Origin of the sequence: Streptomyces sp. NPDC047043, assembly GCF_040644055.1 — a bacterium.
GTDB lineage: Bacteria > Actinomycetota > Actinomycetes > Streptomycetales > Streptomycetaceae > Streptomyces.
In genome coordinates this window covers 28,040-53,547 of record NZ_JBEYVO010000019.1, presented here as the reverse complement: position 1 = coordinate 53,547, position 25,508 = coordinate 28,040, and the positions used below count along the sequence as shown (strand labels likewise).

Genomic DNA, 25,508 nt, shown 5'->3' with positions numbered 1-25,508 from the left:
TGATAGTTCTGGTGGTCGGCGCCCGGTGCGCTGATGCGGTACGGAAGGACGGTCCCCCGTGACGGAGGCAGCGGAGCTTCCCCCTGCGCCCGAGCAGGCGCGCGAGGTGTTCGGCGATCGCTTCGCGGACGCGGTTCGCTACGCGGAGCTACTCGCCGAGGCGGGTGTGCAGCGCGGTCTGATCGGCCCGCGTGAAGTGCCCCGCCTGTGGGAGCGGCACCTGCTGAACTGCGCGGTCCTCTCGGAGGTCGTGCCCGAGGGGGTGACGGTGTGCGACGTCGGCTCTGGCGCCGGCCTGCCGGGCATTCCCCTGGCGCTCGTCCGTGAGGACCTGAAGATCACGCTGCTGGAACCCCTGCTGCGGCGTACGAACTTCCTCACCGAGGTTGTCGAGCTGCTGGGCCTGGACCATGTGACGGTCGTCCGTGGCCGTGCCGAGGAGGTCATGGGCAAGGTGCCGCCGGTCCATGTGGTGACGGCACGGGCCGTGGCGCCGCTGGACCGACTAGCCGCGTGGGGCATTCCGCTGCTGCGGCCGTACGGGGAGATGCTGGCACTCAAGGGCGACACGGCTGAGGAGGAGCTCAAGAGCGCGGCGACCGCGCTGAGCAAGCTTGGTGCCGTGGAGACATCCATTCTCCATGTCGGCGAAGGTGTGGTGGATCCTCTGTCCACGGTTGTGCGGGTCGAGGTCGGGGAGAGCCCCGGGGGCGTGCGCTTCGCTGCCAAGAAGGCCAAGGCTGCCCGTACGGGGCGGACGCGTCGTCGCCGCTGATCCGCCCTGACGACGAGACGTACTCCACACAAGCTGCCAAACCTACGCACGCCGGAGTGTCGCGACAGTTCGGCCACGGCGGCTGTGCATCGTGTTTCACGTGAAACGTCGCTCACTGCTGCACGGCATCATCAGCCGCGGCCGCGCGGCCGAACCCCGCGACCGCAAGCCTCTTGGTTCACTTGGAGAGGCACCCGCATCCGACAGCACTCAGTCCCCCGCGAGGGGCACGGAGTTGTCCACAGAGGTGGATTTCTCCACAGAACAACAGGCCTCACTGGTTCACGACCCCGAAGACATGGGAGGCTCTGTTCATTGCGAGCCTGAAGTCGAGGAGAGTGAATCCTTGCGGTCCGACGCCAACATCGCGGGACCGATGACCGATCCGGTCCCCGGTCCCCGTACCGAGTCGATGGGGGAGGATGTTTCACGTGAAACACCGCCCCCGATGGACGACACTCCGATCGGTCGTGCTGCCCAACTGGCGGTGGAGGCTCTGAGCCGCGCCGGCGAGGGCCTGCCACGGCCCGAGCAGACCCGCGTCATCGTGGTCGCCAACCAGAAGGGTGGCGTGGGTAAAACGACGACTACGGTCAACCTCGCCGCATCGCTGGCTGTGCACGGGGGCCGAGTCCTTGTGATCGACCTCGACCCGCAGGGCAACGCGTCCACAGCTCTGGGGATCGACCATCATGCCGAAGTGCCGTCGATCTATGACGTGCTGATCGACAGCAAGCCGCTGGCCGAAGTCGTCCAGCCTGTCCCGGACGTCGAGGGGCTCTTCTGCGCGCCCGCCACGATCGATCTCGCCGGTGCGGAGATCGAGCTGGTGTCCCTGGTGGCACGTGAGAGCCGACTGCAACGGGCGATCCAGGCCTACGAGCACCCACTGGACTACATCCTCATCGACTGCCCGCCCTCACTCGGTCTGCTGACGGTCAACGCATTGGTCGCCGGTGCCGAGGTCCTCATCCCGATCCAGTGCGAGTACTACGCGCTGGAGGGTCTGGGCCAGCTGCTGCGCAACGTCGATCTGGTGCGGGGGCACCTCAATCCCGCCCTGCATGTATCGACGATCCTGCTCACCATGTACGACGGCCGGACGCGGCTCGCGTCGCAGGTCGCGGAAGAGGTGCGCACCCACTTCGGTGACGAGGTGCTGCGGACGAGCATCCCCCGCTCGGTCCGTATCTCCGAGGCACCGAGCTACGGACAGACAGTGCTGACCTACGATCCCGGATCGAGCGGCGCCCTGTCCTATCTTGAGGCGGCACGAGAAATCGCGCTGAAGGGTGTCGGCGTCAGTTACGACCCGACTCAGGCCCACATCGGCGCCCAGAGCAACCCGAGCATGGTGGAGGGGATTCAGTGAGCGAGCGACGGAGGGGTTTGGGCCGTGGACTAGGCGCACTGATCCCCGCTGCCCCGACGGAGAAGACGCCGGCCCCGGCGGCGGTGGGGGGCGCAGGTTCCGCGTCCCCGAGCTCTGTGCCGGTGCTGACTTCCGACCGTGGAGTGGCCGCGGCGAAGGTGGCCACGCTGCCGCCTGTTTCACATGAAACCGAGGAACCGTCGCTGAACGGCTCTGCGGAGACGCCCGCGGCTCCCATCGGTGCCCACTTCGCGGAGCTCCCCCTCGACGCCATCTCGCCGAACCCGCGACAGCCACGTGAGGTCTTCGACGAGGACGCACTGCAGGAACTCGTCACCTCCATCAAGGAGGTCGGTCTCCTCCAGCCGGTTGTCGTACGTCAGCTGGGCCCCGCCCGTTACGAGCTCATCATGGGCGAGCGGCGCTGGCGGGCCTGCCGTGAGGCGGGGCTGGAGGCGATCCCGGCGATCGTGCGGGCCACGGAGGACGAGAAGCTCCTCCTGGACGCTCTCCTGGAGAACCTGCACCGGGCGCAGCTGAACCCGCTGGAAGAGGCCGCCGCCTACGACCAGCTCCTGAAGGACTTCAACTGCACGCACGACCAGTTGGCGGACCGCATCGGCCGCTCCAGGCCGCAGGTTTCCAACACCTTGCGTCTGCTGAAGCTTTCGCCGGCGGTCCAGCGTCGCGTGGCCGCCGGGGTTCTCTCCGCCGGGCACGCACGGGCACTGCTCTCCGTCGAGGACTCGGAGGAGCAGGACCGTCTGGCCCACCGGATCGTGGCCGAGGGGCTCTCGGTGCGTGCCGTCGAGGAGATCGTGACCCTCATGGGTTCGCGGCCTCAGACGGCTCAGCGCTCCAAGGGACCGCGGGCCGGCACCCGGGTCTCCCCGGCGCTGTCCGACCTCGCGGGCCGGCTCTCGGACCGTTTCGAGACGCGCGTGAAGGTCGACCTGGGGCAGAAGAAGGGCAAGATCACCGTCGAGTTCGCCTCCATGGAGGACCTCGAGCGGATCCTCAGCACCCTCGCTCCCGGCGAGGGACCGGTCTTGCAGAAGAGTCTTCTTGAGGGCGCATCCGAGGAGACCGAGGACTGAAGTGCCTGTGGCCGGAAGGGCGGATGTCCTCACTCGGCCGAGGGAGGGGGCCGTGTCCGGTGTGTACCGGAACACGGCCCCCTCTTTGCTTTCAGGCGGTATCGATGCAATCGCATCGTGGATACGATGCGTTCGGACAGGGCGCATCCACCTGGCAGTACCTCTGAGAGGGAGGCAGGGGCCATGCGAACGATGAGCCGCAGCGGACTGGTGAGCGCGGGCCTGGGGCTGGGCGCGGTCGGCGGCTTCGTCGGCAGCCTGCTGAAGGAACGGAGCGCTCTGACAGCCGCCCGCGACGCTGCGGGCGAAGGAAGCGAGGAACAGCCTTCATGGGGCGTCGGCTCGTACCGCTCACGCTGGACAACGTTCAGGACCTTCCCAAGCGCTGTCGCGCGTGCGTCTTCTGGGAGTTGGACCCAGTCAGCAGTGAGGCCGCGGTAAGGGCGGGCACACCCGCCCTGGAGAAGGAGGCGTGGATCTCGGCCGTTCTGCTGGACTGGGGTTCCTGCGGCCGGATCGTCTACGTCGACGATGTACCGGTGGGCTTCGTCCTCTACGCCCCTCCGGCCTACGTACCCCGTTCGACGGCATTCCCGACGAGCCCCGTCTCGCCGGACGCGGTGCAGTTGATGACCGCGTTCATCATGCCGGGGTATCAGGGACAGGGACTGGGGCGGGTCATGGTCCAGACGGTCGCCAAGGATCTGCTGCGACGGGGCTTCAAGGCCATCGAGGCCTTCGGGGACGCGCGTTGGAAGGAACCCGCCTGTGTCCTTCCGGCCGACCATCTGACGGCCGTGGGATTCAAGACGGTCCGCCCGCACCCGACATACCCGCGTCTCAGGCTGGAGCTGCGCACGACGCTCTCCTGGAAGGAAGACGTGGAGATGGCGCTCGACCGCTTGTTGGGGGCCGTACAGAAGGAACCAGCGCTGCGGCCGCTGTAAATGCCGGATGGGCCAACCCGCGGGGTTGGCCCATCCGTGTTTCACGTGAAACATGTGCCGTCGGCTCGACAGCTTCACCGACTACTCGGCGATGAAGTCCTCGAGGTCACGGACGATCGCGGCCTTCGGCTTCGCGCCGACGATGGTCTTGGCGACCTCTCCGCCCTGGTAGACGTTCAGCGTCGGGATGGACATGACGCCGTACTTGGCGGCCGTACCCGGGTTCTCGTCGATGTTGAGCTTGACGACCTCGATCTTGTCGCCGTACTCGGCGGCGATCGCTTCGAGGGACGGCGCGATCTGGCGGCACGGACCGCACCAGGCGGCCCAGAAGTCCACCAGTACGGGCTTGTCGCTCTTGAGGACGTCCTGCTCGAAGGAGTCGTCGGTCACATTCTTCAGGGTGCCGGCCACGGCGGGCTCCTTAACTGGTTGGTGCGTGGGGCGGATGGAGGTCAGACAGAGGTCTTCTCGGGCTCGGCCTGCTCCTCGTCCGCAAGGGCGGAGAGGAAGCGCTCGGCGTCGAGGGCGGCGGAGCAGCCGGTGCCGGCCGCGGTGATCGCCTGCCGGTAGGTGTGGTCGACCACGTCACCGGCGGCGAAGACTCCGGTGAGGTTGGTGCGGGTCGAGGGGGAGGCGACCTTGAGGTAGCCCTCCTCGTCGAGGTCGAGCTGGCCCTTGAAGAGTTCGGTGCGAGGGTCGTGGCCGATTGCGATGAACAGGCCGGTGACCGCCAGGTCCGAGAGTTCGCCGGTCTTGAGGTTGCGCAGCTTCAGGCCCGAGAGCTTGGGGTCGCCCTGGATCTCGGCGACCTCGCTGTCCCAGACGAACTTGATCTTCGGGTCGGCGAAGGCGCGCTCCTGCATCGCCTTGGAGGCGCGCAGGGTGTCCCGGCGGTGGACGATCGTCACGGACTTGGCGAAGCGGGAGAGGAAGGTGGCCTCCTCCATCGCGGTGTCACCGCCGCCGATCACGGCGATGTCCTGGTCCTTGAAGAAGAAGCCGTCACAGGTGGCGCACCAGGAGACGCCGCGGCCGGAGAGCGCGTCCTCGTTCGGCAGGCCGAGCTTGCGGTGCTGCGAGCCGGTGGTGACGATGACGGCCTTCGCCTTGTGCACGGTGCCGGCGGTGTCCGTGACGGTCTTGATGTCACCGGTCAGGTCGACGGAGACGATGTCGTCGGGGACGAGTTCGGCGCCGAAGCGCTCGGCCTGGGCGCGCATGTTGTCCATGAGCTCGGGGCCCATGATGCCGTCCCGGAAGCCGGGGAAGTTCTCCACGTCGGTGGTGTTCATCAGGGCGCCACCGGCGGTGACGGCGCCCTCGAACACCAGCGGCTTCAGCGACGCGCGCGCGGTGTAGAGCGCCGCCGTGTAGCCGGCGGGCCCGGAGCCGATGATGATCACGTTACGGACGTCGCTCACGGCTTGGTTCCTCGTCTCTGGACTGCGTCGTCGGACCGGTGGGAGCCCCTCTCAGAACTCTCACCCCACCCAACGGATCCTAAGGGGCGCGCATTCCCGCTGTGTCCGGGCACACGGAGACGCGACACCGTACGGGATACCACGCAGGACGGAGACGAAGCGTGTGCGCTCAGGGGCGAATGTAGGAGTGCGTCAGGAGAACCCTCGCCTTGGCCGACGAAGGATGACTCACACAGGACGCATCCACGATGTACGCGGTTACCCGGGTGCTGCTGCCGGAGGTGTCGGGCAGGACCACGAGCAAGGCGGTCTTCCCCTCGTAGCGGCCCTGCTCCGTGGCGAGCGCCGCGTCCTTCCGTCCGATGCCCTCCTGGACACAGTCCGGGACCGTGGGCGTCTTGAAGACCCTGGGCTGGTCGGTGCCACCCTTGACTCCGAGGCTGTGCGGAGCGTGCGAGCCGCTCCCCGTCGTTTCCTCGAGGAGACCGGTGACCTGGGTCTCCAACTTGGCCTCGGAGAAGGTGTCCCCGGCGGACTCACGGTTGCCGGCCTGAGGAGTGGAGGTCTTGCCGTCGTCGAGCGTTGACAGCAGAACGGAACCGAGGCCCAGAGCGGCGACGGTGAACACGGTGCCCAGGATGGCGACCCTGCGGCGTCCGCCCCTCTTGCGGTCCTTGCGGCCCGGGCCGGTGGTGGCGGTGCGGGCGTGCCCGGTGGGACGGTCCGCTGCTGCCGATGTTTCACGTGAAACATGTGCGCTGTCGTCGGTGTCGTCCGATGAACGGGATGCACCGATGAGTGCCGGGGCATCCGTGTCCTCGGGTGCCGTCGCGTCCAGCAGTGCCTCCGCCGCGAGGGCGGCGTCGATCCGTCCCGCGACATCGGCGGGCATGCGCGGCGGGCCCGGCAGCGTGCCGAGCAGCCCCCGGATCTCCTCCAGCGACGCGTAGACGTCCCCGCAGAGCTCGCAATCGTCCAGGTGCTGTTGTACGTCGGCGGTCCGGGACGGCGGGAGGAGGCCTTCGGTGAGGTCGGAGATCTCGGCGACGTCCGGGTGTCCGGCCATGTCCGTCGTGGATGTCACGCTCGCCCACCTCCGCCCTTCACAGCAGCTGAATCGCTTTGCCCGGTATCGCGTGGACCGGCAGTCGGTGGTCCCGCTGCCGGTGGGACGGATGTCCCCTGAGTCCGGTTCCGCCCCTCGCCCCGTTCTTTGCCGCCACCGGCGTTTTCCGGCCGCAGATGAGTGAGGAGGGGCAGAAGTCTGGCTCTGCCGCGAGCGCAGCGGCTCTTCACCGTGCCGGTGGGGACGTCGAGCACGCGGGCGGCTTCGGCGACCGGGTATCCCTGCATGTCCACAAGGACGAGCGCGGCGCGCTGGTCGTGGGGAAGCGTGCCCAGGGCCTCCAGCAGCTGCCGGTGCAGATCGTTGCGCTCAGCGGGAGCCGATGCCTCCTCGTGCGGCTCCAGCAACTGCTCCAGCCGCTCTGTGTCGTCGACCGGGGAGGTCTTCCGCGAGGCCGCCTTCCGTGCACGGTCGAGGCACGCGTTCACCGTGATCCGGTGCAGCCACGTCGTGACGGCCGACTGGCCGCGGAAGGTGTGGGCGGCCCGGTAAGCGGACACAAGGGCGTCCTGAACGGCGTCAGCGGCCTCCTCGCGGTCGCCCAGCGTCCGCAGGGCCACCGCCCACAATCGGTCGCGATGACGCCGTACGAGCTCGCCGAAGGCGTCGGGGTCGCCCTCTACATGGCGGGCCAGGAGGTCCTGATCGCTTGCGTCGCCGTATGCGGTCTCATCTGCCATCGGACCCCCTCCCCTGGGATGTGGTGCGTTGTCAGCCGGTGAACTTCACGTCGGTGACGGCCTGCTTGTAACCGGCGCTGCTGTAGGAGTCCCCGGGCGCCTTCGGCACGTCCGTGATCCACAGCAAGACGTACTGGGTCTTCGGCTTCTTCGAGGCCTTCACCGTGAGAGAGGTGCCGCTCGTGGTCGCGGTTCCGATCTCCTCCATCCCGTCGACCGAAGTCGCGGGGGACAGCGAGTCGGTGGCGTACAGGTGGACCGTCGTGTGGTTGCCCCCGTACCGGAGCCCTATGGTCGCCGTCGAGATCGTCTGGGCCGAGCCGAGCTCGTAGACGATGCCCACGCCCGGCTTGTACGGCGCGAGCTTGGGACCGGCGTTGTAGCTCTTGGTCCGCCAGTAGGTCGAACTGTTGCTGTCGTACGTGTTCTTGACGTCCTCGGGGGCTTGAAGCGAGCCCTCGACGGCGTACTCCTGCGCGTTCTCGATCGTGATCGACTTGACCGGCTTCGTGTTGCCGCCGTTCTTGTCGTTCCCGTCCGTCGTCTGCGTCTTGTTGGTGTCGTCCGACTTGTTGCCGCTGTCCATGAGGGCGTCGGCGAGCTGCCAACTGCCCAGGCCCAGCGCGGCGATCAGGAGGGCCGAGACAGCCCACTTCAGGGCCTTGCCGGTGCGGCTCTGCAGGGGGGCCGGAGGAGCCGGCACGGGCTGCGTGGCGCCGGGGTGCGGTGCGGGGCGGCCGTAGGTGCCCTGCTGGTACGTCGTGCGCTGGTACTCCGGCGGCGCGGTGAAGGCGGGCTCCGGCGGGCGGATGCGGGGCATCTCGCCGACTGCCTTCACCAGCTCCTCCGGCGTCGTGCACGGGGACTCGTGACGGGACGCGGTGGCCCCGTCGTTGGCGAGCGCGCGCATGGAGAGCTCGGACAGGCCCCTGTGGACTCCGGCACGCACCTGGTCGGGTGCGATGAGGCCGACGTCCTTGGGAAGACCGGACAGGCCGTACGCGTCGCTCTCGTACGGCCAGCGCTGGGTCAGTCCCGCATACAGGAGCGCGCCGACCGCCTCCGTGTCGGTGCGCTGCGGGGTGTCTGAACTGATGCCGCGCAGCGCGGCGTTGACGGCGAGTCCGCGGATGCGCCACTGACCGCTGGAAGTTCGCAGTACAGCGTTGGGGTTCAGCCGCAGATGGGCGAGTCCCTCGCGGTGCGCTGCAGCCATCGCGGAGGCGATCTGACTGACCATCTGGTAGGCGTCGTGCGGCTCCAGCGGACCGGAGGCGAGCAGCGTGGTCAGCTCGACGGCGTCGGGCAGCCACTCGTGGACGACGTAGACGAGGTCGTTCTCCTCGACGGCGTCGAGTACCTGGACGAAGCGGGGATCACCCAGCAGCGCCGAGGAACGGGCCGCCGCCAGGACGGATCGTGCCCGCGAATGGTCCGCCGGCAGGATGTGAACGCCGACGGCACGCCGGAGTTTCTCGTCCACCGCACGCCAGCTGCTGAATCCGTCCAGACGGGTGACGCACTCCTCGAGCCGGTACCGTCTGGCCAGCTTGTGACCGCTGTGCAGCTCGGGCGGTGAGGCCTTCCCGGGACCCTCGGTCCCGCCACTCCCCTGTGCCTCGTCGATCTCCGTGTCCCGCTCCCGGTTCTGGGCCACCCCGTCGGCCGTGGACTGGTCCGCCTGTGCGGTCAGCGGCTCGTCGCCGCTGTTGTCTGCCACGTCGACGGCAGCCGTGCTCCGTTCTGCCACCGTCGTTCCTGCCTCCCCATTCATTGCGCGCCGACCGACATCCGTGCGCGCTGTCCGACGCCGAAACCAATTGTGCCCACAGTCCGCCGCTATGCACGACACACGGTGGCGGACGATGGTTGTGCGCGTACCCCGGCCTCAGCGTCCCAGACGCCCGCGGACCATGCCGACCAGCGAATTCAGTTCCTCGATGCGCATCTTGCGGGCGGCGACGAAGAAGATCCCGAGAAGGACCACCCCGCCGGCGACAAGTGCCGCGAAGGATCCGACGACACCCTGGCCGAGCGTGTGGCCGATCCCGTAGCAGGCCGCGCCGCTCAGAGCGGCCGCGGGCACCGAGGCGATGCAGAGCCTGGCGTACGTCCGCAGGACACGGGCACCGTCCAGGTCGCCGCCCAGCCGCTTGCGCAGCCGGTTCCAGGCCACACCGACGCCGATGGCGTAGGCGAGGCCGTAGGAGGCGGCCATGCCCGCCACGGCCCAGCGAGGCGGCAGCACGAAGTAACACAGCGCCGAGGCACCCGCATTGACGGCGGCCACGATGACCGTGTTGTAGAAGGGCGTCCGGGTGTCCTCGTAGGCGTAGAACGCACGCAGGACGACGTACTGCACGGAGTACGGGATCAGGCCGAGGGCGAAAGCCATCAGCATGAAGCCCATGTTCGTGGCCTCGCTGATGCCCGAGGAGCCGAAGATCAGCGTGCACATCGGGATGCCGAGGGCGAGGAAACCGAAGGCGATCGGCACGATGGCGACGGCCGTGGTGCGCAGGCCCTGGGAGATGTCGTCGCGGACGGCGCCGCCGTCGTCCTCCGCCGCCGAGCGCGAGATGCGCGGCAGCAGGGCGGCCATCAGGGAGACAGTGATGATGGCCTGCGGCAGGCCCCAGATCAGCTGGGCGTTGGCGTAGGCGGCGAAGCCGGTGCCGTCGACGGGCGAGGCCTTGCCGGCCGAGGTGGACAGCTGTGAGACGACGATCGCGCCGGCCTGATTGGCGAGGACGAACAGGACGGTCCACTTGGCCAGCGTCACGGCCTTGCCGAGGCCGTGGCCCCTCCAGTCGAAGCGCAGCCGCAGCCGGAAGCCGGTCTCCCGCAGATACGGGATCATCGCCAGCGCCTGGACGACGAGGCCGAGCAGCACGCCGATGCCGAGGAGCCGCTGGCCCTCCGGCGGGATGTTCGTGACCTTCATGCCGGAGTCGGCCGCGGTGCCGTACACCCACATGAACATGCCGAGCGTCACGATGATGACGATGTTGTTGAGGACCGGCGTCCACATCATCGCGCCGAACTTCCCGCGGGCGTTGAGGATCTGCCCCATCACCACGTGGACACCCATGAAGAAGATCGAGGGCAGGAAGTAGCGGACGAAGGTGATGCCGACCTCGTTGGCCGCCGGGTCACTGGCCACCGAGTCGGACAGGAGGCGGATCAGGAACGGGGCGCCGAGGACAGCGAGTGCGGTCAGCACACCGAGGGCCACCATGACCAGGGTCAGCAGCCGGTTGGCGTACGCCTCGCCGCCGTCCTCGTCCTCCTTCATGGCGCGCACGAGCTGCGGCACGAACACGGAGTTGAGGCCGCCGCCGACGGTCAGGATGTAGATCATCGTCGGCAGCTGGTAGGCGACCTGGAAGGTGTCACCGAGCAGACCGACGCCGAGCGCCGAGACGATCAGCGCCGAGCGGATGAAGCCGGTGAGGCGGGAGACCATCGTGCCGGCCGCCATCACCGCGCTGGACTTGAGCAGACCCGAGGCCTTTCCGCCCTTCTTCGCCGCAGCGGGAGCCGGCGCAGGAGTCGGCGCCGGGGCCGGGGCTGCGGCGGGTGTGGCGCCGAGGTTCAGGGTCTGGTCGGCCGGGGGCGTGGGGGCCGTCGGAGCCTGGTGCTGCGGCGCCGGTGACGGCCCGCCCGGGGCGGCTGCCGGACCAGGTACCGACGGGGGATCCGACGGCAGGTATCCGCCCTGCTGCTGGTCGCGGAAGAGGTGCGCGAACGCGTCCGGCTCATGGCGCTGCTCGCCGGCCTGGCTGACGAGGTCGTCGACGCCCACGAACTGGGTCGTCCTGGGGTCGTCGCCGTACGGCAGGTACTGGGTCGGGCCCTCCGGCTCCGGAGCCGGCGTCTGGGCCCACATGCGCGGGTCGGGGGCGTACGGCGACTGGGGCGGCTGGGCGTACAGGGGCTGCTGAGGCTGGTACGTGCCCGGGGGCGGCGGGGGGTGCGCGGCGCGGTCGTAGAGCGCCTCGGCGACCGGGTCCTGGGCGGCGAGGTCCTGGGACCGGTAGGGGTCCTGGTCGTAGGCGTCCTGGAGGTACATGTCGGCCGGCGGCTGCGGCGGTACCTGGCCGGGCTCGGGCGGCGGGCCCTCGGGGCGGCCCGAGCTGCCCGCGGCCCGGCCGCGGTCACCGTCGTACGGCGCGTTCATGGTTACCCCACCTCATCGTCCCCGGCCCACCGGCCACGACATCGCTCAACGGTCCACTCTCTCACCCGTGCCGGACGGGTCGACGCTTTCCGCTGCGGTGTCCGGTGTCGGGTCACTCGGCTGCTCCGGGTCGTCTGCCCGGGCATCGATGCCGGACTCCTCCTTCAGACGGTCCTCGGGGTCCTCCGGGTTCTCCGGCCCGTCGGCGCCCTCGCCCGCCTCGTCGGGACCGTCCTCGTCGGCCTCGCGGGCGGCGGCCCGCTTGCGCTGGGTGTACATGCGGAAGCCGGCGAGGACGAGCAGGAGGAAGCCACCGCCGATGACCAGCATCACGGTGGCCGTGAACTCGGTGACCTTCACGTCGAACCTGACGGGGTCGCCGTACTTCTGGCCGTCCTGCGTGTACAGCTGGGCGACGACCGTCGCCTGGCCGTTGGCCTTCGCGGACGTGGTGAACTTCACCGTCTGGCTGTGCCCGCCGGAGACCGCCACGGGCTGTTCGTCGTAGTCCTCGCCGCCGATCTGGAGGCGGGTGGGGCTCGTCGAGGTGAGTCGCAGTGTCAGGTGGTCGACGCCCTGCACCAGGTTGTTCTGCACGGTGACGGGGATCGTGGCGCTGCGTCCGGACAGCTTGGTGTCGGACTTGTCGATCAGCTTGACCTGGTTCTTGAGCTCGTTGAGATGTGCCTCGACGCTGGTGCGGAAGTTCTCCGCGTCGGTCGGGCGGCCGCGCCAAGACGAGGACATCTCGCGGTTCATGGCCCGGCCGAAGGGGGTCACCACCCGGGACTCGTCGGTGAGGATCACCCTGAAGTTGTCGAGCTTGTCCTGTGTGGTGCCGATCTCCGCGAAAGCCGAGCGCGGCAGCTCCTGCCTGCGCAGCGACGAGGGGTACGCGGACGTCGACGGCACCTTCGTCGTGGCACCCGGATCCGGCTTGTCCTTGGCGGCCGACGTGAGCTTCTGGACCTCGGACCAGTTCCCGCTCTGGAGGTCCGTCAGTGCCTCGGCCATCGCCTGGGCCTGGCGCGTCGTCGGCACGCGCTGCGGGGCGACGACGATGCTGCGCTGCTTGTCGCTCTGGGCGTTGAGGGTCAGGCTCTGGGCGAGGAACTGCTGCACGGCGAGTGTGGATGCGGACGCCTTCGTGAGATCGCCCTGGAACACCGTCGACAGGCGCGCGTCCGCGACCACGGCTGTGGTGCCGCCGCCGATCGGGCGGGCCGCCGAGGGGGTGTAGGGCAGGCCGCCGGTCTCCTGGAGGCTGTCACTGCGCGCGATCACCTTGTCGGCGCCGGCCGAGGTGGCGACCTTGACGATCGACGGGTCGACGGCGCCCTCCACCGGCCAGGCGAAGTCGGTGCTCGGCGTCACGTGGAGGACCGTCTTCACCGTGGTGGCTGCGACGTCGGTGGCTTCCTTGAGATGGCTCAGCGAGCCGGTGACGCTCGTGCCGTTGTGGGCGAGGGAGGCCAGGTCGGGGTCGGCGAAGGGCAGGGCGACGACCTCCTGGCCGGCCACCGTGTCCTGCAGCTCGGCGAGCCACTGCTTGGCGATCGCCTGGTGCGTGCCCGCCGTGGTGGCGCCGCTGTCGGTCCGGACCTTGTAGCTGCGGGTCATCGCGTCGACCGAGGCCAGCAGGTCCGGGTCGATCACCCAGGTGACGTCGAGGTCCTTGCCCAGCGACAGCATCTCGTCCAGACGGCCGCCCGGGGAGATCTCCTTCGCGAGGTCGTCGTTGAGGAAGACCGGCGTCTGCTGCTCGTTCGACCCCGTCTCCGCCGTCATGTGGACGGTCGAGATGAGCGGCCACAGGAACGTCGTCCTGGTCTTCGTGTCGGCCTCGTCGGGCTGCCACGGCAGGAAGGTCTGCCGGCTGCCGAGGACCTGGTTCCACGGCTGCGCGGAGGTCTGGCCGGACAGCGAGACGGCGAACTGGTAGACGCCGTCGGCGCCGAGGTCCAGCTTGTCGACCGGTACGGAGATGCTGAAGTGCTCGGCGACCCCCGGAGTGAGCTTGGAGAACTTCTCGACGTACTTGCCGCCGACCTCAGGGGCCGCCGCACCCTGGACGTCGTCGCTGTCCCTGACGACGCTGTCGACAGCCGAGCGCGTGTTCAGCCGGGGGCCCACGCGCAGTCCCACATGGGCGCCGGTGACCGTCTGTTTGCCGTTGTTGGTCACCGTGCCCGACACGGTCACGGTGTCCCCGTCCGTGGGGACGCCGGGGCTGAGCGAGTCGAGGGCTACGGCCACCGAGCCCGAGCCGGAGGCGTCCTTCAACGACGCCTGGCCGACTGCTGCAGCGGAACCGGCTGTGGGCAGCTGGAGCAGCCCGGCCAGCAGAGGCGCCCCTGCGAGCAGTGCTCCGGTGCGCCGCAGCCAGCGGCGGGCAGGTGAGGGACTCGTCCTCAGGAAGTCTGCCGCCTCGGCCACGCGCTCGCCCGTCCCTCGTCGTCGTCAGTGGTCGTCGGAATGTGCGTCCACGCATGGTAACGATGCGCGCTGAGGGTAAGTGCCGCGGACCGGTCCACAAGATCGGGGGGACAGCGCCCTGGAGTCCAGTATGTGCGCGTATAAGGAGAAGCACCTTCGTACGTGCGCAAAGGCTTGGCTTGCGCACCTTGGGGCGGATGCGTCCAAGCGTAGATGTGCACGTTCAATGGAGGCGCTCGCCGTCGCCCGGGCCACGTACCCTCTTCTGTTGTGCCGAACGCCAACGAAGCCACTTCCAGTGCCCTGAGTCAGGAGCAGCTCCGCGTGCCGAGTGAACCGCTGCGAGTCGCCCCTGTCGCCGACGACCTCGCCCGCCGCTTCCAGGAGGCCGGGTTCTCACTCGCGCTGGTCGGCGGCTCGGTCCGGGACGCACTGCTCGGCCGGCTCGGCAACGACCTCGACTTCACGACCGACGCACGCCCCGAGGACGTTCTCAAGATCGTCCGGCCGTGGGCGGACGCCGTGTGGGAGGTTGGCATCGCCTTCGGCACGGTCGGGGCCCAGAAGGACGGCTTCCAGATCGAGGTGACGACCTACCGGTCGGAAGCCTATGACCGGACCTCGCGCAAGCCCGAGGTGTCGTACGGCGATTCCATCGAGGAAGACCTCGTCCGGCGTGACTTCACGGTGAACGCCATGGCGCTGGCGCTGCCGGAGAAGAAGTTCATCGACCCGCACGGCGGACTCGACGACCTCGCGGCGCGAGTGCTGCGTACTCCGGGCACGCCTGAGGCGTCCTTCTCCGACGACCCGCTGCGGATGATGCGGGCCGCGCGATTCGCCGCGCAGCTCGACTTCGAGGTGGCTCCCGAGGTCGTGACAGCGATGAAGGAGATGGCCCGGCGGATCGAGATCGTCTCGGCGGAGCGGGTACGGGACGAGCTGAACAAGCTGATCCTGTCTTCCAACCCGCGTAAGGGTCTGACGCTGTTGGTCGACACCGGCCTTGCCGACCACGTGCTGCCCGAACTGCCGGCCCTGCGGCTGGAGAGCGACGAGCACCACCGCCACAAGGACGTCTACGAGCACACGCTGATCGTCCTGGAGCAGGCGATCGCGCTGGAGGAGAACGGCCCCGACCTGACCCTCCGACTGGCCGCGCTCCTGCACGACATCGGCAAACCCCGCACGCGCCGCTTCGAGAAGGACGGCCGGGTCTCGTTCCACCACCACGAGGTGGTCGGGGCGAAGATGACGAAGAAGCGCATGACCGCGCTCAAGTACTCCAACGAACTGGTGAAGGACGTCTCACGCCTGGTCGAGCTCCACCTGCGCTTCCACGGCTACGGCACCGGTGAGTGGACGGACTCGGCGGTCCGCCGCTATGTCCGTGACGCCGGCCCGCTCCTCGGTCGCCTCCACAAGCTGACCCGCTCGGACTGCACGACACGGAACAAGCGCAAGGCGGCGGCGCTGTCGCGCGCGTACGACGGCCTCGAGGAGCGCATCGCTCAACTCCAGGAGCAGGAGGAGCTGGACGCGATCCGCCCGGATCTCGACGGCAACCAGATCATGGAGATCCTGGACGTCGGGCCTGGGCCGGTCATCGGCCGTGCGTACAAGCACATGCTGGAACTGCGGCTGGAGAACGGACCTATGGGGTACGACGCGGCGGTGGCTGCGCTCAAGGAGTGGTGGGCGGAGCAGAGCTGAGCCTGCGGAGCGGGGTGATGTTTCACGTGAAACATCACCCCTGATCCATGAAGGCGTGGTGCCGGATGCGCTGAGGGGCGGTGTTTCACGTGAAACACCGCCCCTCAGCGCGTACCGGCTCCGGTGTTACTTGGTTTCCTTCAGGCAGAGCACCACGTCGTGGCCGCCGCCGTACTGGATGTACGAGATCGTCGCCGCCGTGACGGCCTCGCACTTGCTGTCGTCGCTGGAACCGTCGAATTTCTGCACGACCTCGTACTGGGCGTCAGTGGAAGAGCAGTCGACTTCCTTGAGGTCAGGGTTGGTGTTGGAACCGTCGTTGTGCATGCAGGAGCCCACCGACGTCGTCTCCGCGTCGTCGCGGGTCAGGAACCAGCCAGCGCCGAACTTGAGGAGGCCGACGATGACGGCGACGACGATGATGCCGATGAAGCGTATGGCCTTCTTACCGAGGCGTCGGCCGGTCGGGGCGGGGGCCGGAACCGGTGCGCCCTGGTTGGGGAACGGTGCGTACGGCGCCTGCTGGGGAACCCCCGGCTGACCGGGCTGCGGCTGGCCACCCTGGGGCGGGTACGGGGCCTGGCCCTGGGGCTGGCCGTAGGGCTGCTGGCCCTGTGCGAACGGGTTCTGGCCCTGGGGCGGCGGAGTGGTCACTGAGGGGTCCCCCTAGAACAGGTAGGTGAGCGGCGCACATAAGAGGCGCATAAGACGCAGGTAAGTTACAGGCCCTCACTGACACTTCTGCGCCTAGGGGGAACTCTGTGGCTTTGATGTGACACTTACCGACGTTCAAAGCGGGCCATAGCCACAGCAACTGCCCCGTAGATAACGGCAACTGTGACCACCAGCGTCACTGAGCGGCCGTCAGGTGGGAGCATCAGCGCGGCCGCCGCGGCGGCGCCGACGAAGGCGATGTTGAACAGGACGTCGTAAACGGAGAAGATGCGCCCGCGGAAGCCGTCGTCGACCGAGGACTGCACGACCGTGTCCGTCGCGATCTTCGCGCTCTGGGTGGTCAGGCCGAGGACGAACGTCGCGACCAGCATGGGGGCGATGGCGAACGGGAGGCCGAGGGCGGGCTCAAGGACCGCTGCAGCCGCGGCGCACACGACGATCCAGCGTATCGGGCCGAGTCGACCCGCCGCCCAGGGGGTCACCACGGCCGCCGCGAAGAAGCCGGCGGCGGAAGTCCCCAACGCCAGCCCCAGCAGGCGCAATCCGTCGTCCGTGTTGGAGGAGAAGGCGTACCGGCACAGCATCAGCAGCATCACCAGCAGGGCGCCGTAGCAGAACCGCATCAGGGTCATCGCCGCGAGCGCCCACGCGGCCGCCCGGCGTGGCGGAGAGGCGAGGTGACGTACACCCGCTGTGAGGTCGTGGGCCGTTCCGGCGAGTGCAATGGTCAGCTTCGGCTGTACCAACTCGGCGTCCGGCCCCAGCAGTTCCGGTGCCAGGCGCAGTGAGGCGAGTGCCGCGCACAGGTACAGGACGGCGCCGAGCAGCACCACGGCGGCGTCGGAGTCCGCCACCACCAGCCGTACGACGAAGGCGAGCCCGCCGCCCGCGGTCGCGGCGAGCGTACCGGCTGTCGGGGAAAGGGAGTTGGCCATCACCAGGCGTTCGTCGTCGACGACGCGTGGCAGCGCGGCGGACAGTCCGGCCAGGACGAAGCGGTTGACGGCGGTGACGCACAGCGCGGAGACGTAGAAGAGCCAGTCCGGGACGTGACTGAGGATCAGAACGGCCGTTGCCGACGCCATCACGGCGCGCAGGAGGTTGCCGTAGAGGAAGACCTGGCGGCGGCGCCAGCGGTCGAGGAGGACGCCGGCAAAAGGGCCTACGAGGGAGTACGGGAGCAACAGGACGGCCATTGCGGAGGCGATCGCGGTGGCCGAGGTCTGCTTCTCCGGTGAGAAGACGACGTAGGCGGCGAGCGCAACCTGGTAGACACCGTCGGCGCCCTGGGAGAGCAGCCGCACGGAGAGCAGTCGTCGGAAGTTCCGGAAGCGGAGCAGAACGCACAGGTCACGGACGACGGCCATGGGGCACAGCCTCACATACGGGGAGGGTCCCCGGGGTGTACACCCCGGGGACCCTCGACGCCCTGGCAGGAGCAGTTTTGTCAGCGCTTAGCGCTCGACCTCACCCTTGATGAACTTCTCGACGTTCTCGCGGGCCTCGTCGTCGAAGTACTGGACCGGCGGGGACTTCATGAAGTAGCTGGAGGCCGACAGGATCGGGCCGCCGATGCCGCGGTCCTTGGCGATCTTCGCGGCGCGCAGGGCGTCGATGATGACACCCGCGGAGTTCGGGGAGTCCCAGACCTCGAGCTTGTACTCCAGGTTCAGCGGGACGTCACCGAAGGCGCGGCCCTCGAGGCGGACGTACGCCCACTTGCGGTCGTCGAGCCAGGCGACGTAGTCGGACGGGCCGATGTGGACGTTCTTCTCGCCGAGGTCCCGGTCGGGGATCTGGGAGGTGACGGCCTGCGTCTTGGAGATCTTCTTGGACTCGAGGCGGTCGCGCTCGAGCATGTTCTTGAAGTCCATGTTGCCGCCGACGTTCAGCTGCATCGTGCGGTCCAGGACCACGCCGCGGTCCTCGAACAGCTTCGCCATCACACGGTGCGTGATGGTCGCGCCGACCTGCGACTTGATGTCGTCACCGACGATCGGGACGCCCGCCGCGGTGAACTTGTCCGCCCACTCCTTGGTGCCAGCGATGAAGACCGGAAGGGCGTTGACGAAGGCGACCTTGGCGTCGATGGCGCACTGGGCGTAGAACTTCGCCGCGTCCTCGGAGCCGACGGGCAGGTAGCAGACGAGGACGTCGACCTGCTTGTCCTTGAGGACCTGGACGACGTCGACCGGCTCCTCGGCGGACTCCTCGATGGTGAGGCGGTAGTACTTGCCGAGGCCGTCGAGGGTGTGGCCGCGCTGAACCGTGACACCGGTGGTGGGCACGTCGGCGATCTTGATGGTGTTGTTCTCGGAGGCGCCGATCGCGTCCGCGAGGTCGAGGCCGACCTTCTTGGCGTCGACGTCGAAGGCGGCGACGAACTCGACGTCACCAACGTGGTAGTCGCCGAACTGGACGTGCATCAGGCCGGGGACCTTCGACGCCGGGTCGGCGTCCTTGTAGTACTCGACTCCCTGCACCAGCGACGCGGCGCAGTTGCCCACACCGACGATGGCTACGCGAACCGAACCCATTCCGGTTGCTCCCTGTGTGTACGAGTGAGGCCCCGACTGGGCTCTCACGTGGCGGTGTCGTCGGGCGTATCCGGACCGGGGGTGTCCCCGGGCCGGGGCAGGACGCCCGGCGCTCCATTGGTGTTGTCATGCTCAGCGGGCCCCCCGGAGGCGGAACCACGAAGGTCCCGTCCGGCCCGCTCGCTCTCGATGAGCTCGTTCAGCCAGCGCACTTCGCGCTCCACGGACTCCATCCCGTGGCGCTGGAGCTCAAGCGTGTAGTCGTCGAGGCGCTCCCTGGTACGCGCGAAGGAGAGGCGCATCTTCTCCAGACGCTCCTCCAGCCGGCTGCGGCGGCCTTCCAGCACCCGCACGCGTACGTCGCGCGACGTCTGCCCGAAGAAGGCGAAGCGGGCGGCGAAGTGCTCGTCCTCGTACGCGTCCGGGCCCGTCTGCGAGAGCAGTTCCTCGAAGTGCTCCTTACCTTCCGCCGTCAACCGGTAGACGATCTTGGCGCGTCGTCCTGCGAGTGGTGCGGCGAGTGCGTCCTCAGGAGCGTTCCCCGACTCCTCGATCAACCAGCCGTTGGCGACCAGCGTCTTGAGGCACGGGTAGAGCGTCCCGTAGCTGAAGGCACGGAACACACCCAGTGATGTATTGAGCCGCTTGCGCAGCTCATAGCCGTGCATCGGGGACTCGCGGAGCAGGCCGAGTACGGCGAATTCGAGGATCCCGGAACGCCGGCTCATCCCCTCGCCTCCTCGTCTTATCTCGCTCCGATGTATCGACTCGATACATCACGACGATAGAACGGCCTTCCGGATGCGACAAGTGGGGAGACGGTGAACGGGATCACATCACTTATTCATCCGAGGCAAGTTGCCTGTTTTGGGGTGAACTTCGAAGCTCGGTGTGGTTTGACGGTGCGTAGTCTGTGCGCCATGCACACCACCGGGAGCCGAGTGACGCGAGGGGGCGTCGGCGTCCCAGGTGCTGTACGGATGAATGCGGGATCGACCACATCCGTACTTCGGGGGGACCGGAAACCAGCCGCCGTTTCCAGGCGCGCAAAGGTGCGCCTGCCCGAGGAGTAGTCGTTCGATGAGCGAGCACCGTCGCAAACCGCCGCAGCCGCAGGGAGGCGGACGTGCCGCGGCCCGACGCGGCCAGTCCGGCTCGTCCTCCGGCCGCCGCGCGGCACCGCGAGGCGCCACCGGGTCCCCGGCCGATTACGGACTGGGCCAGGGGTCGACTGACGAGGAACGGCCGTACGGCGGCCGTGCCGAAGCCCGCCGCGCGGCACAGAGAAGTGGGGGCGGTCGCCGCAGAGCGCCCGAACCCGTCCGGGGCCGGGGGCGCGCGGCGCCTCCCGGCAAGAAGCGGATCATCGACTATCCGCGGGCGGGCAAGTACGGCGCGGCGCGCTGGCTGCCGTCGTGGAAGCTGGTGGCCGGCCTGTTCATCGCGTTCTTCGGCAGCGTCGTGGCCGTCGCAGGCATCGCCTACGCCATGGTGGGTGTTCCGGACCTCGCGAAGACCGCGAAGGCTCAGAACAACGTCTTCTACTGGTCCGACGGCAGCGAGATGGTCGCCACGGGTGGTGAGACGAACCGTCAGATCGTCAACCTCTCGCAGATCCCGAAGAACATGCAGTACGCCGTCATCTCGCAGGAGAACAAGACCTTCTACACCGACAGCGGCATCGACCCGAAGGGCATCGCCCGCGCCATGTTCAACATGGCCAGGGGCGGTGAGACGCAGGGTGGCTCCACCATCACGCAGCAGTACGTGAAGAACGCGATGCTGGACGACCAGTCCCAGACGATCTCGCGGAAGTTCAAGGAGATCTTCGTCTCGATCAAGGTGGGCACCACCAAGTCGAAGGACGAGATCATGGCCGGCTACCTGAACTCCGCGTACTACGGCCGCGGGGCTTACGGAATCCAGGCGGCCGCGCGTGCGTACTTCGGCAAGGACGCCGTCGACCTGAACGCCGGCCAGTGTGCCTTCCTGGCCGCGATGCTCAAGGGCGCCACGTATTACGACCCGGCGGGTGCGACGTCCCTCGACGCGTCCGCCACTCCCCAGGCCAACAGCAGGCGGGCCCTGGCGCAGATGCAGAACACCCTGGACAAGATGGTCGAGTACGGCCATCTGAGCGCCACGGATCGCGCCAAGTACACCAAGCTCCCCAAATGGCAGAACCCGCGCTCGAACAACGAACTGAGCGGTCAGGTCGGCTACCTCGTCGACCTCGCCAAGGCGTACCTGGTCAACAACACGACCATCTCCGCCGACGACCTGCAGCGGGGCGGCTATTCGATCTACACGACCTTTGACAAGAAAAAGGTCAAGGAGCTCGAGAAGTCGGTCGAGAACGTCCAGAAGACCAACATCAAGCCCAAGGAGCGCCCGAAGACGGACACCCACGTCCAGTTCGGCGGCGCCTCCGTCGAGCCGACGACCGGTGCCATCAAGGCCATCTACGGCGGTGAGGACGCGACCAAGCACTTCACCAACAACGCTGACGTGACCGGCGCCCAGATCGGTTCGACCATGAAGGCGTTCGTGCTCGCCGCGGCGATGAAGTGGGGTGTCAAGGACCCGAGCCTTGGAACGGAGCAGGCGCAGGACGAGCGCACCCAGGTCTCGCCACAGAGCCTGTACAGCGGCAAGAACAAGCTGAAGATCCAGGACTACGACAAAACGACCTGGAAGAACGAGAAGGGCGAGGAGTGGCTGCAGACCAACGACGGCAACGAGTCGTACGGCACTCCGCCCAAGTACCGGATCACCCTGCGTGAGGCGATGCGGGAATCGGTGAACTCCGCCTTCGTGCAACTCGGCATGGACGTCGGGTTGGACAAGGTCAAGGAGGCGGCGATGGACGCCGGCCTCAAGAAGGACAGCCTGGCGGGCACCAACTACCCGTCCTTCTCCATCGGTATCTCCGACCCGAGCGCGATCCGCATGGCGGGGGCATACGGCACCTTCGCGGCCAGCGGTGAGCGGCATGATCCGTTCTCCGTCACGAAGGTGACGAGCAAGGACGGCACGGTCTTCACGCACGAGGACAAGCCCGTTGAGGCGTTCACCCCGAAGGTCGCCGACAACGTCACCGACGTGCTGAGGACCGTGGTCGAGAAGGGCACGGGTACCAACGCCCAACTGCCCGGACGGCAGGTGGCCGGCAAGACCGGTACCACCGACGGCAACAAGTCCGCCTGGTTCGTCGGCTACACCCCGCAGCTGTCCACGTCGATCACGATGTTCCGGTATGACGACGACGAGACCAAGAAGAACCGCACCTTCCTGGAGATGTACGGAACGGGCGGCCAGAAGAAGATCCACGGTGCTTCGTTCCCGGCGCAGATCTGGCACGACTACATGGAAGAGGCGCTGCAGGGTACGCAGCCGAAGAACTTCCCGACACCCGAGCCCATCGGCGAGGTCATCAACGACGTCCCGAGCCCGACGCCGACTCCGACGCCCAGTGAGACGCTGACGAGCCCGACGCCGACTCCGACGCCCAGTGAGACGCTCACGAGCCCGACGCCCACGGCGAGCGAGTCCTGCAAGTTCAGCTGGCAGTGCACCGACACAGGTGGCACGGACACCGGAGGGACGGACGGAGGCGTGACGTCGACACCGACGGCCACGGAGACATCCGGAAACGGCAACACCAGAGGGAACGGCAATGGAGGTCTCTTCGGAGGCTCGACCGGCTAGCCGTCCAAATGCCCAGCACGGGTGTTTCACGTGAAACATCCACATGTTTCACGTGAAACGAGGGCCGCCGCACCTGAGTGGGTGCGGCGGCCCTCGGCGTATTCCTAGACATGTACGGCAGGATGTGCGGCATGCCCAGCGCAGAATCGACGCAAGCGAGCGTGCACGAGCCGGACCCGGTGCGGCCGACCAAGGAGGACGAGGTCGCCAGGTCCGGCAGCGAGCTGATCGGCGGCCCCCTCGGGCGGCGCGCCCTGCTCGGGACGTCCTGGTGGACTCCCGTCAGGGTCGTCGCGCTCGTCGCGATCGGCATGTTCGCCCTCGGCCTCGTCCAGAAGGCGCCCTGCTACAACGGCGCCTGGTTCTTCGGAGCCAGCTCGCAGTACACGAAGGCGTGCTACTCGGACATCCCGCACCTCTATCAGGGGCGCGGTTTCGCCGACGGTCTCGTGCCGTACTTCGACAAGCTGTCCGGCGACATGCCGTACCTCGAATACCCGGTGCTGACCGGTGTGTTCATGGAGGTCGCCTCCTGGCTCACGCCGGGCAGCGGCAGCATCCAGGACCAGGAACAGTGGTACTGGATGGTCAACGCCGGGATGCTCATGGTGTGCACGGCCGTCATCGCCGTGTGCGTGGCCCGTACGCACGCCCGGCGGCCCTGGGACGGTCTGCTGGTCGCCCTGGCGCCCGCTTTCGCACTGACCGCCACCATCAACTGGGACCTGCTGGCGGTCGCTCTGACGGCCGCAGCGATGCTGATGTGGTCCCGGGGCCGCTCCGTGGCCTTCGGAGTCCTCCTGGGGCTCGCCACGGCCGCCAAGCTCTATCCCGTCTTCCTGCTCGGCCCGCTGTTCCTGCTGTGCTGGCGTGCGGGCAAGTGGAGGGACTTCGGCAAGGCCCTGAGCGGAACGATCGTCGCCTGGCTCGTCGTGAACCTGCCGGTGATGCTCTTCGCCTGGGACGGCTGGTCGCAGTTCTACAAGTTCAGCCACGACCGGGGCGTGGACTTCGGGTCCTTCTGGCTGATCATGGCCCAGAACTCGACCGACCCCCTTACCACCGACACCGTGAACAACCTCGCCACGGCGCTGGTGGTGCTCTGCTGCGTGGGTATCGCGGTGCTCACGATGACCGCTCCACGCCGCCCGCGGTTCGCGCAGCTCGCGTTCCTGATCGTCGCGGCGTTCATCCTCACCAACAAGGTCTACTCACCGCAGTACGTCCTGTGGCTGGTCCCGCTGGCCGTGCTGGCCCGGCCCAAGTGGCGGGACTTCCTGATCTGGCAGGCGTGCGAGGTCGCGTACTTCCTCGGGATCTGGTTGTACCTCGCGTACACGACCAGCGGCGACGCCCACAAGGGACTGCCGCAGGACGGCTACCACTGGGCGATCGGCGTGCATCTGCTGGGGACGCTGTACCTGTGCGTCGTCGTCGTGCGCGACATCCTGATGCCGGAGCGGGATCCCGTACGCCGGGCCGGCGACGACGACCCGTCAGGGGGCGTGCTGGACGGGGCGGAGGACGTCTTCGTCCTCGGCGCGGCGTCTCATCCACCGCGGCACGCGGCCTACTTCGAGGGGTCGCAGGTGGAGTGGGGCAATCCCGGAACGGCGTCGTCCACGGACAGTTCGCTCTGAGCGAACACGGTGTGGGCGGCCGTAGCCGAACCACGTAGAGGCCGCATCGGCTCAAGCGAAAGGCCGTACACGGAAGGTTCCGTGTACGGCCTTTCGGCGGTCTGCGTGTCGCTCAGCGGTCGACGAGCCGGTCGAACTGCGTGGTGGTGTGCCGCAGATGGGCCACCAGCTCCTCGCCGACCTTCGGCTCGGGGGCGTCCGACGGCACGAACAGGATGGAGACCTGCATGTGCGGCGGTTCCGCGAACCAGCGCTGCTTGCCGCCCCAGACGAAGGGAGAAAGGTTCCGGTTGACCGTGGCGAGACCGGCCCGGGCGACGCCCTTGGCGCGCGGCATGACGCCGTGCAGTGCCTTCGGGGCCTCCAGACCCACCCCGTGCGACGTACCGCCCGCCACGACCACCAGGAAGCCGTCGGAGGCCGCCTTCTGCTGGCGGTAGCCGAAGCGGTCCCCCTTGGCGACGCGCGTGACGTCCAGGACCGCCCCGCGGTACTCGGTGGCCTCGTGGTCCCCCAGCCACAGCCGCGTGCCGATGCGGGCGCGGAAACGGGTCTGCGGGAACTGCTGCTGCAGCCGGTGGAGTTCCTCGGCCTTGAGGTGACTGACGAACATCGTGTGCAACGGCAGCCGGGCCGCGCGCAGATGGTCCATCCAGCCGATGACCTCCTCGACGGCGTCCGAGCCGTCCGTGCGGTCCAGCGGCAGGTGGATGGCGAAGCCCTCGAGACGGACGTTCTCTATGGCGGCGTGCAGCTGCGGGAGGTCCTGGGCGCTGATGCCGTGCCGCTTCATCGAGGACATCACCTCGATGACCACGCGGGCTCCCACGAGGCCGTACACGCCGTCGATGGACGACACCGAGCGGATGACCCGGTCGGGCAGCGGGACGGGCTCCTCGCCACGGCGGTACGGCGTCAGCACCAGCAGGTCTCCGCCGAAGAAGTCCTTGATGCGCGCGGCCTCGTAGGTGGTGCCGACGGCGAGGATGTCGGAGCCCAGCCGTGTGGCCTCCTCCGCCAGCCGCTCGTGCCCGAAGCCGTAGCCGTTTCCCTTGCAGACCGGGACGAGCCCCGGGAACTGGTCCTGCACGTGCTTGTGGTGCGCACGCCAGCGCGCGGTGTCGACGTAGAGCGTGAGCGCCATGGCCGGACCTGGAACCTTTCTCGTGGCTGCGGTGTATCAAAGGTATGGAAGCGA

The 25,508-nt window shown here is 68.1% G+C and carries 19 protein-coding genes; 7 read left to right on the top strand and 12 right to left on the bottom strand.

Annotated features, from left to right (window positions below):
- Nucleotides 1-58 precede the first annotated feature (58 nt).
- From rsmG to ABZ880_RS28300, 4 genes are all read left to right on the top strand, one after another.
- Nucleotides 59-775 (top strand): 16S rRNA (guanine(527)-N(7))-methyltransferase RsmG, encoded by a 717-nt coding sequence (rsmG, locus tag ABZ880_RS28315; protein WP_361267993.1) that lies wholly within the window; start codon nucleotides 59-61, stop codon nucleotides 773-775.
- Between the two features lie 298 nt (nucleotides 776-1,073).
- On the top strand, nucleotides 1,074-2,147 hold the full coding sequence (locus ABZ880_RS28310; RefSeq protein WP_361268410.1) for a ParA family protein: 1,074 nt from the start codon (nucleotides 1,074-1,076) through the stop codon (nucleotides 2,145-2,147).
- A complete protein-coding gene (locus ABZ880_RS28305) occupies nucleotides 2,144-3,244 on the top strand; it encodes a ParB/RepB/Spo0J family partition protein (protein ID WP_361267990.1) in 1,101 nt (366 codons plus the stop codon). Before ABZ880_RS28310 ends, ABZ880_RS28305 begins: the two co-directional genes overlap by 4 nt.
- 329 nt (nucleotides 3,245-3,573) lie before the next feature.
- A complete protein-coding gene (locus tag ABZ880_RS28300) occupies nucleotides 3,574-4,191 on the top strand; it encodes a GNAT family N-acetyltransferase (RefSeq protein WP_361267987.1) in 618 nt (205 codons plus the stop codon).
- Between the two features lie 81 nt (nucleotides 4,192-4,272).
- On the opposite strand, the gene trxA is transcribed toward ABZ880_RS28300, so the two are convergent.
- The 7 genes from trxA to ABZ880_RS28265 all read right to left on the bottom strand — a co-directional run bounded on the left by trxA (nucleotide 4,273) and on the right by ABZ880_RS28265 (nucleotide 14,037).
- A complete protein-coding gene (gene trxA, locus ABZ880_RS28295) occupies nucleotides 4,273-4,605 on the bottom strand; it encodes a thioredoxin (RefSeq protein ID WP_003991504.1) in 333 nt (110 codons plus the stop codon).
- 41 nt (nucleotides 4,606-4,646) lie between these two features.
- Entirely contained in the window at nucleotides 4,647-5,615 is a 969-nt protein-coding gene (gene trxB / locus ABZ880_RS28290; RefSeq protein ID WP_361267985.1) for a thioredoxin-disulfide reductase, read from the bottom strand.
- Nucleotides 5,616-5,784: 169 nt separating this feature from the next.
- Entirely contained in the window at nucleotides 5,785-6,699 is a 915-nt protein-coding gene (locus ABZ880_RS28285; RefSeq protein ID WP_361267982.1) for a hypothetical protein, read from the bottom strand.
- Entirely contained in the window at nucleotides 6,696-7,421 is a 726-nt protein-coding gene (gene sigM / locus ABZ880_RS28280; protein ID WP_361267979.1) for an RNA polymerase sigma factor SigM, read from the bottom strand. The genes ABZ880_RS28285 and sigM overlap by 4 nt, the downstream gene beginning before the upstream one ends.
- 31 nt (nucleotides 7,422-7,452) lie before the next feature.
- The gene (locus tag ABZ880_RS28275; protein WP_361267976.1) at nucleotides 7,453-9,171 is read right to left on the bottom strand and encodes a serine/threonine protein kinase; all 1,719 of its coding nucleotides are present in this window, start codon (nucleotides 9,169-9,171) and stop codon (nucleotides 7,453-7,455) included.
- A gap of 138 nt (nucleotides 9,172-9,309) precedes the next feature.
- Nucleotides 9,310-11,601: a murein biosynthesis integral membrane protein MurJ gene (gene murJ / locus ABZ880_RS28270; protein ID WP_361267974.1), complete on the bottom strand. Its 2,292-nt coding sequence runs from the start codon at nucleotides 11,599-11,601 to the stop codon at nucleotides 9,310-9,312.
- A gap of 45 nt (nucleotides 11,602-11,646) precedes the next feature.
- Nucleotides 11,647-14,037: a DUF6049 family protein gene (locus ABZ880_RS28265; protein ID WP_361267971.1), complete on the bottom strand. Its 2,391-nt coding sequence runs from the start codon at nucleotides 14,035-14,037 to the stop codon at nucleotides 11,647-11,649.
- 270 nt (nucleotides 14,038-14,307) lie between these two features.
- Between ABZ880_RS28265 and ABZ880_RS28260 the strand changes: the two genes are divergently transcribed.
- Entirely contained in the window at nucleotides 14,308-15,750 is a 1,443-nt protein-coding gene (locus tag ABZ880_RS28260; RefSeq protein WP_361267969.1) for a CCA tRNA nucleotidyltransferase, read from the top strand.
- 126 nt (nucleotides 15,751-15,876) lie between these two features.
- Here the strand turns inward: ABZ880_RS28260 and ABZ880_RS28255 are convergent, their stop codons facing one another.
- From ABZ880_RS28255 to ABZ880_RS28240, 4 genes are all read right to left on the bottom strand, one after another.
- Nucleotides 15,877-16,404, bottom strand: a complete 528-nt coding sequence (locus ABZ880_RS28255; protein WP_361267967.1) for a hypothetical protein — start codon at nucleotides 16,402-16,404, stop codon at nucleotides 15,877-15,879.
- Between the two features lie 125 nt (nucleotides 16,405-16,529).
- Nucleotides 16,530-17,792 carry an MFS transporter gene (locus ABZ880_RS28250; RefSeq protein WP_361267965.1) on the bottom strand — a complete coding sequence of 421 codons (1,263 nt, stop codon included), beginning with the start codon at nucleotides 17,790-17,792 and terminating at the stop codon, nucleotides 16,530-16,532.
- A gap of 87 nt (nucleotides 17,793-17,879) precedes the next feature.
- Nucleotides 17,880-18,962, bottom strand: coding sequence for an inositol-3-phosphate synthase (locus ABZ880_RS28245; protein WP_361267963.1), 1,083 nt, complete (start codon nucleotides 18,960-18,962; stop codon nucleotides 17,880-17,882).
- A 44-nt stretch (nucleotides 18,963-19,006) separates the two neighbouring features.
- A complete protein-coding gene (locus ABZ880_RS28240) occupies nucleotides 19,007-19,690 on the bottom strand; it encodes a PadR family transcriptional regulator (RefSeq protein ID WP_361267961.1) in 684 nt (227 codons plus the stop codon).
- 352 nt (nucleotides 19,691-20,042) lie between these two features.
- Between ABZ880_RS28240 and ABZ880_RS28235 the strand changes: the two genes are divergently transcribed.
- On the top strand, nucleotides 20,043-22,670 hold the full coding sequence (locus tag ABZ880_RS28235; RefSeq protein ID WP_361267959.1) for a transglycosylase domain-containing protein: 2,628 nt from the start codon (nucleotides 20,043-20,045) through the stop codon (nucleotides 22,668-22,670).
- A 131-nt stretch (nucleotides 22,671-22,801) separates the two neighbouring features.
- Nucleotides 22,802-24,310, top strand: coding sequence for a glycosyltransferase 87 family protein (locus ABZ880_RS28230; RefSeq protein ID WP_361267957.1), 1,509 nt, complete (start codon nucleotides 22,802-22,804; stop codon nucleotides 24,308-24,310).
- 112 nt (nucleotides 24,311-24,422) lie between these two features.
- Here ABZ880_RS28230 and ABZ880_RS28225 read toward each other — a convergent pair whose 3' ends face one another.
- Nucleotides 24,423-25,454 carry an alanine racemase gene (locus ABZ880_RS28225; protein WP_361267955.1) on the bottom strand — a complete coding sequence of 344 codons (1,032 nt, stop codon included), beginning with the start codon at nucleotides 25,452-25,454 and terminating at the stop codon, nucleotides 24,423-24,425.
- Nucleotides 25,455-25,508 lie beyond the last annotated feature (54 nt).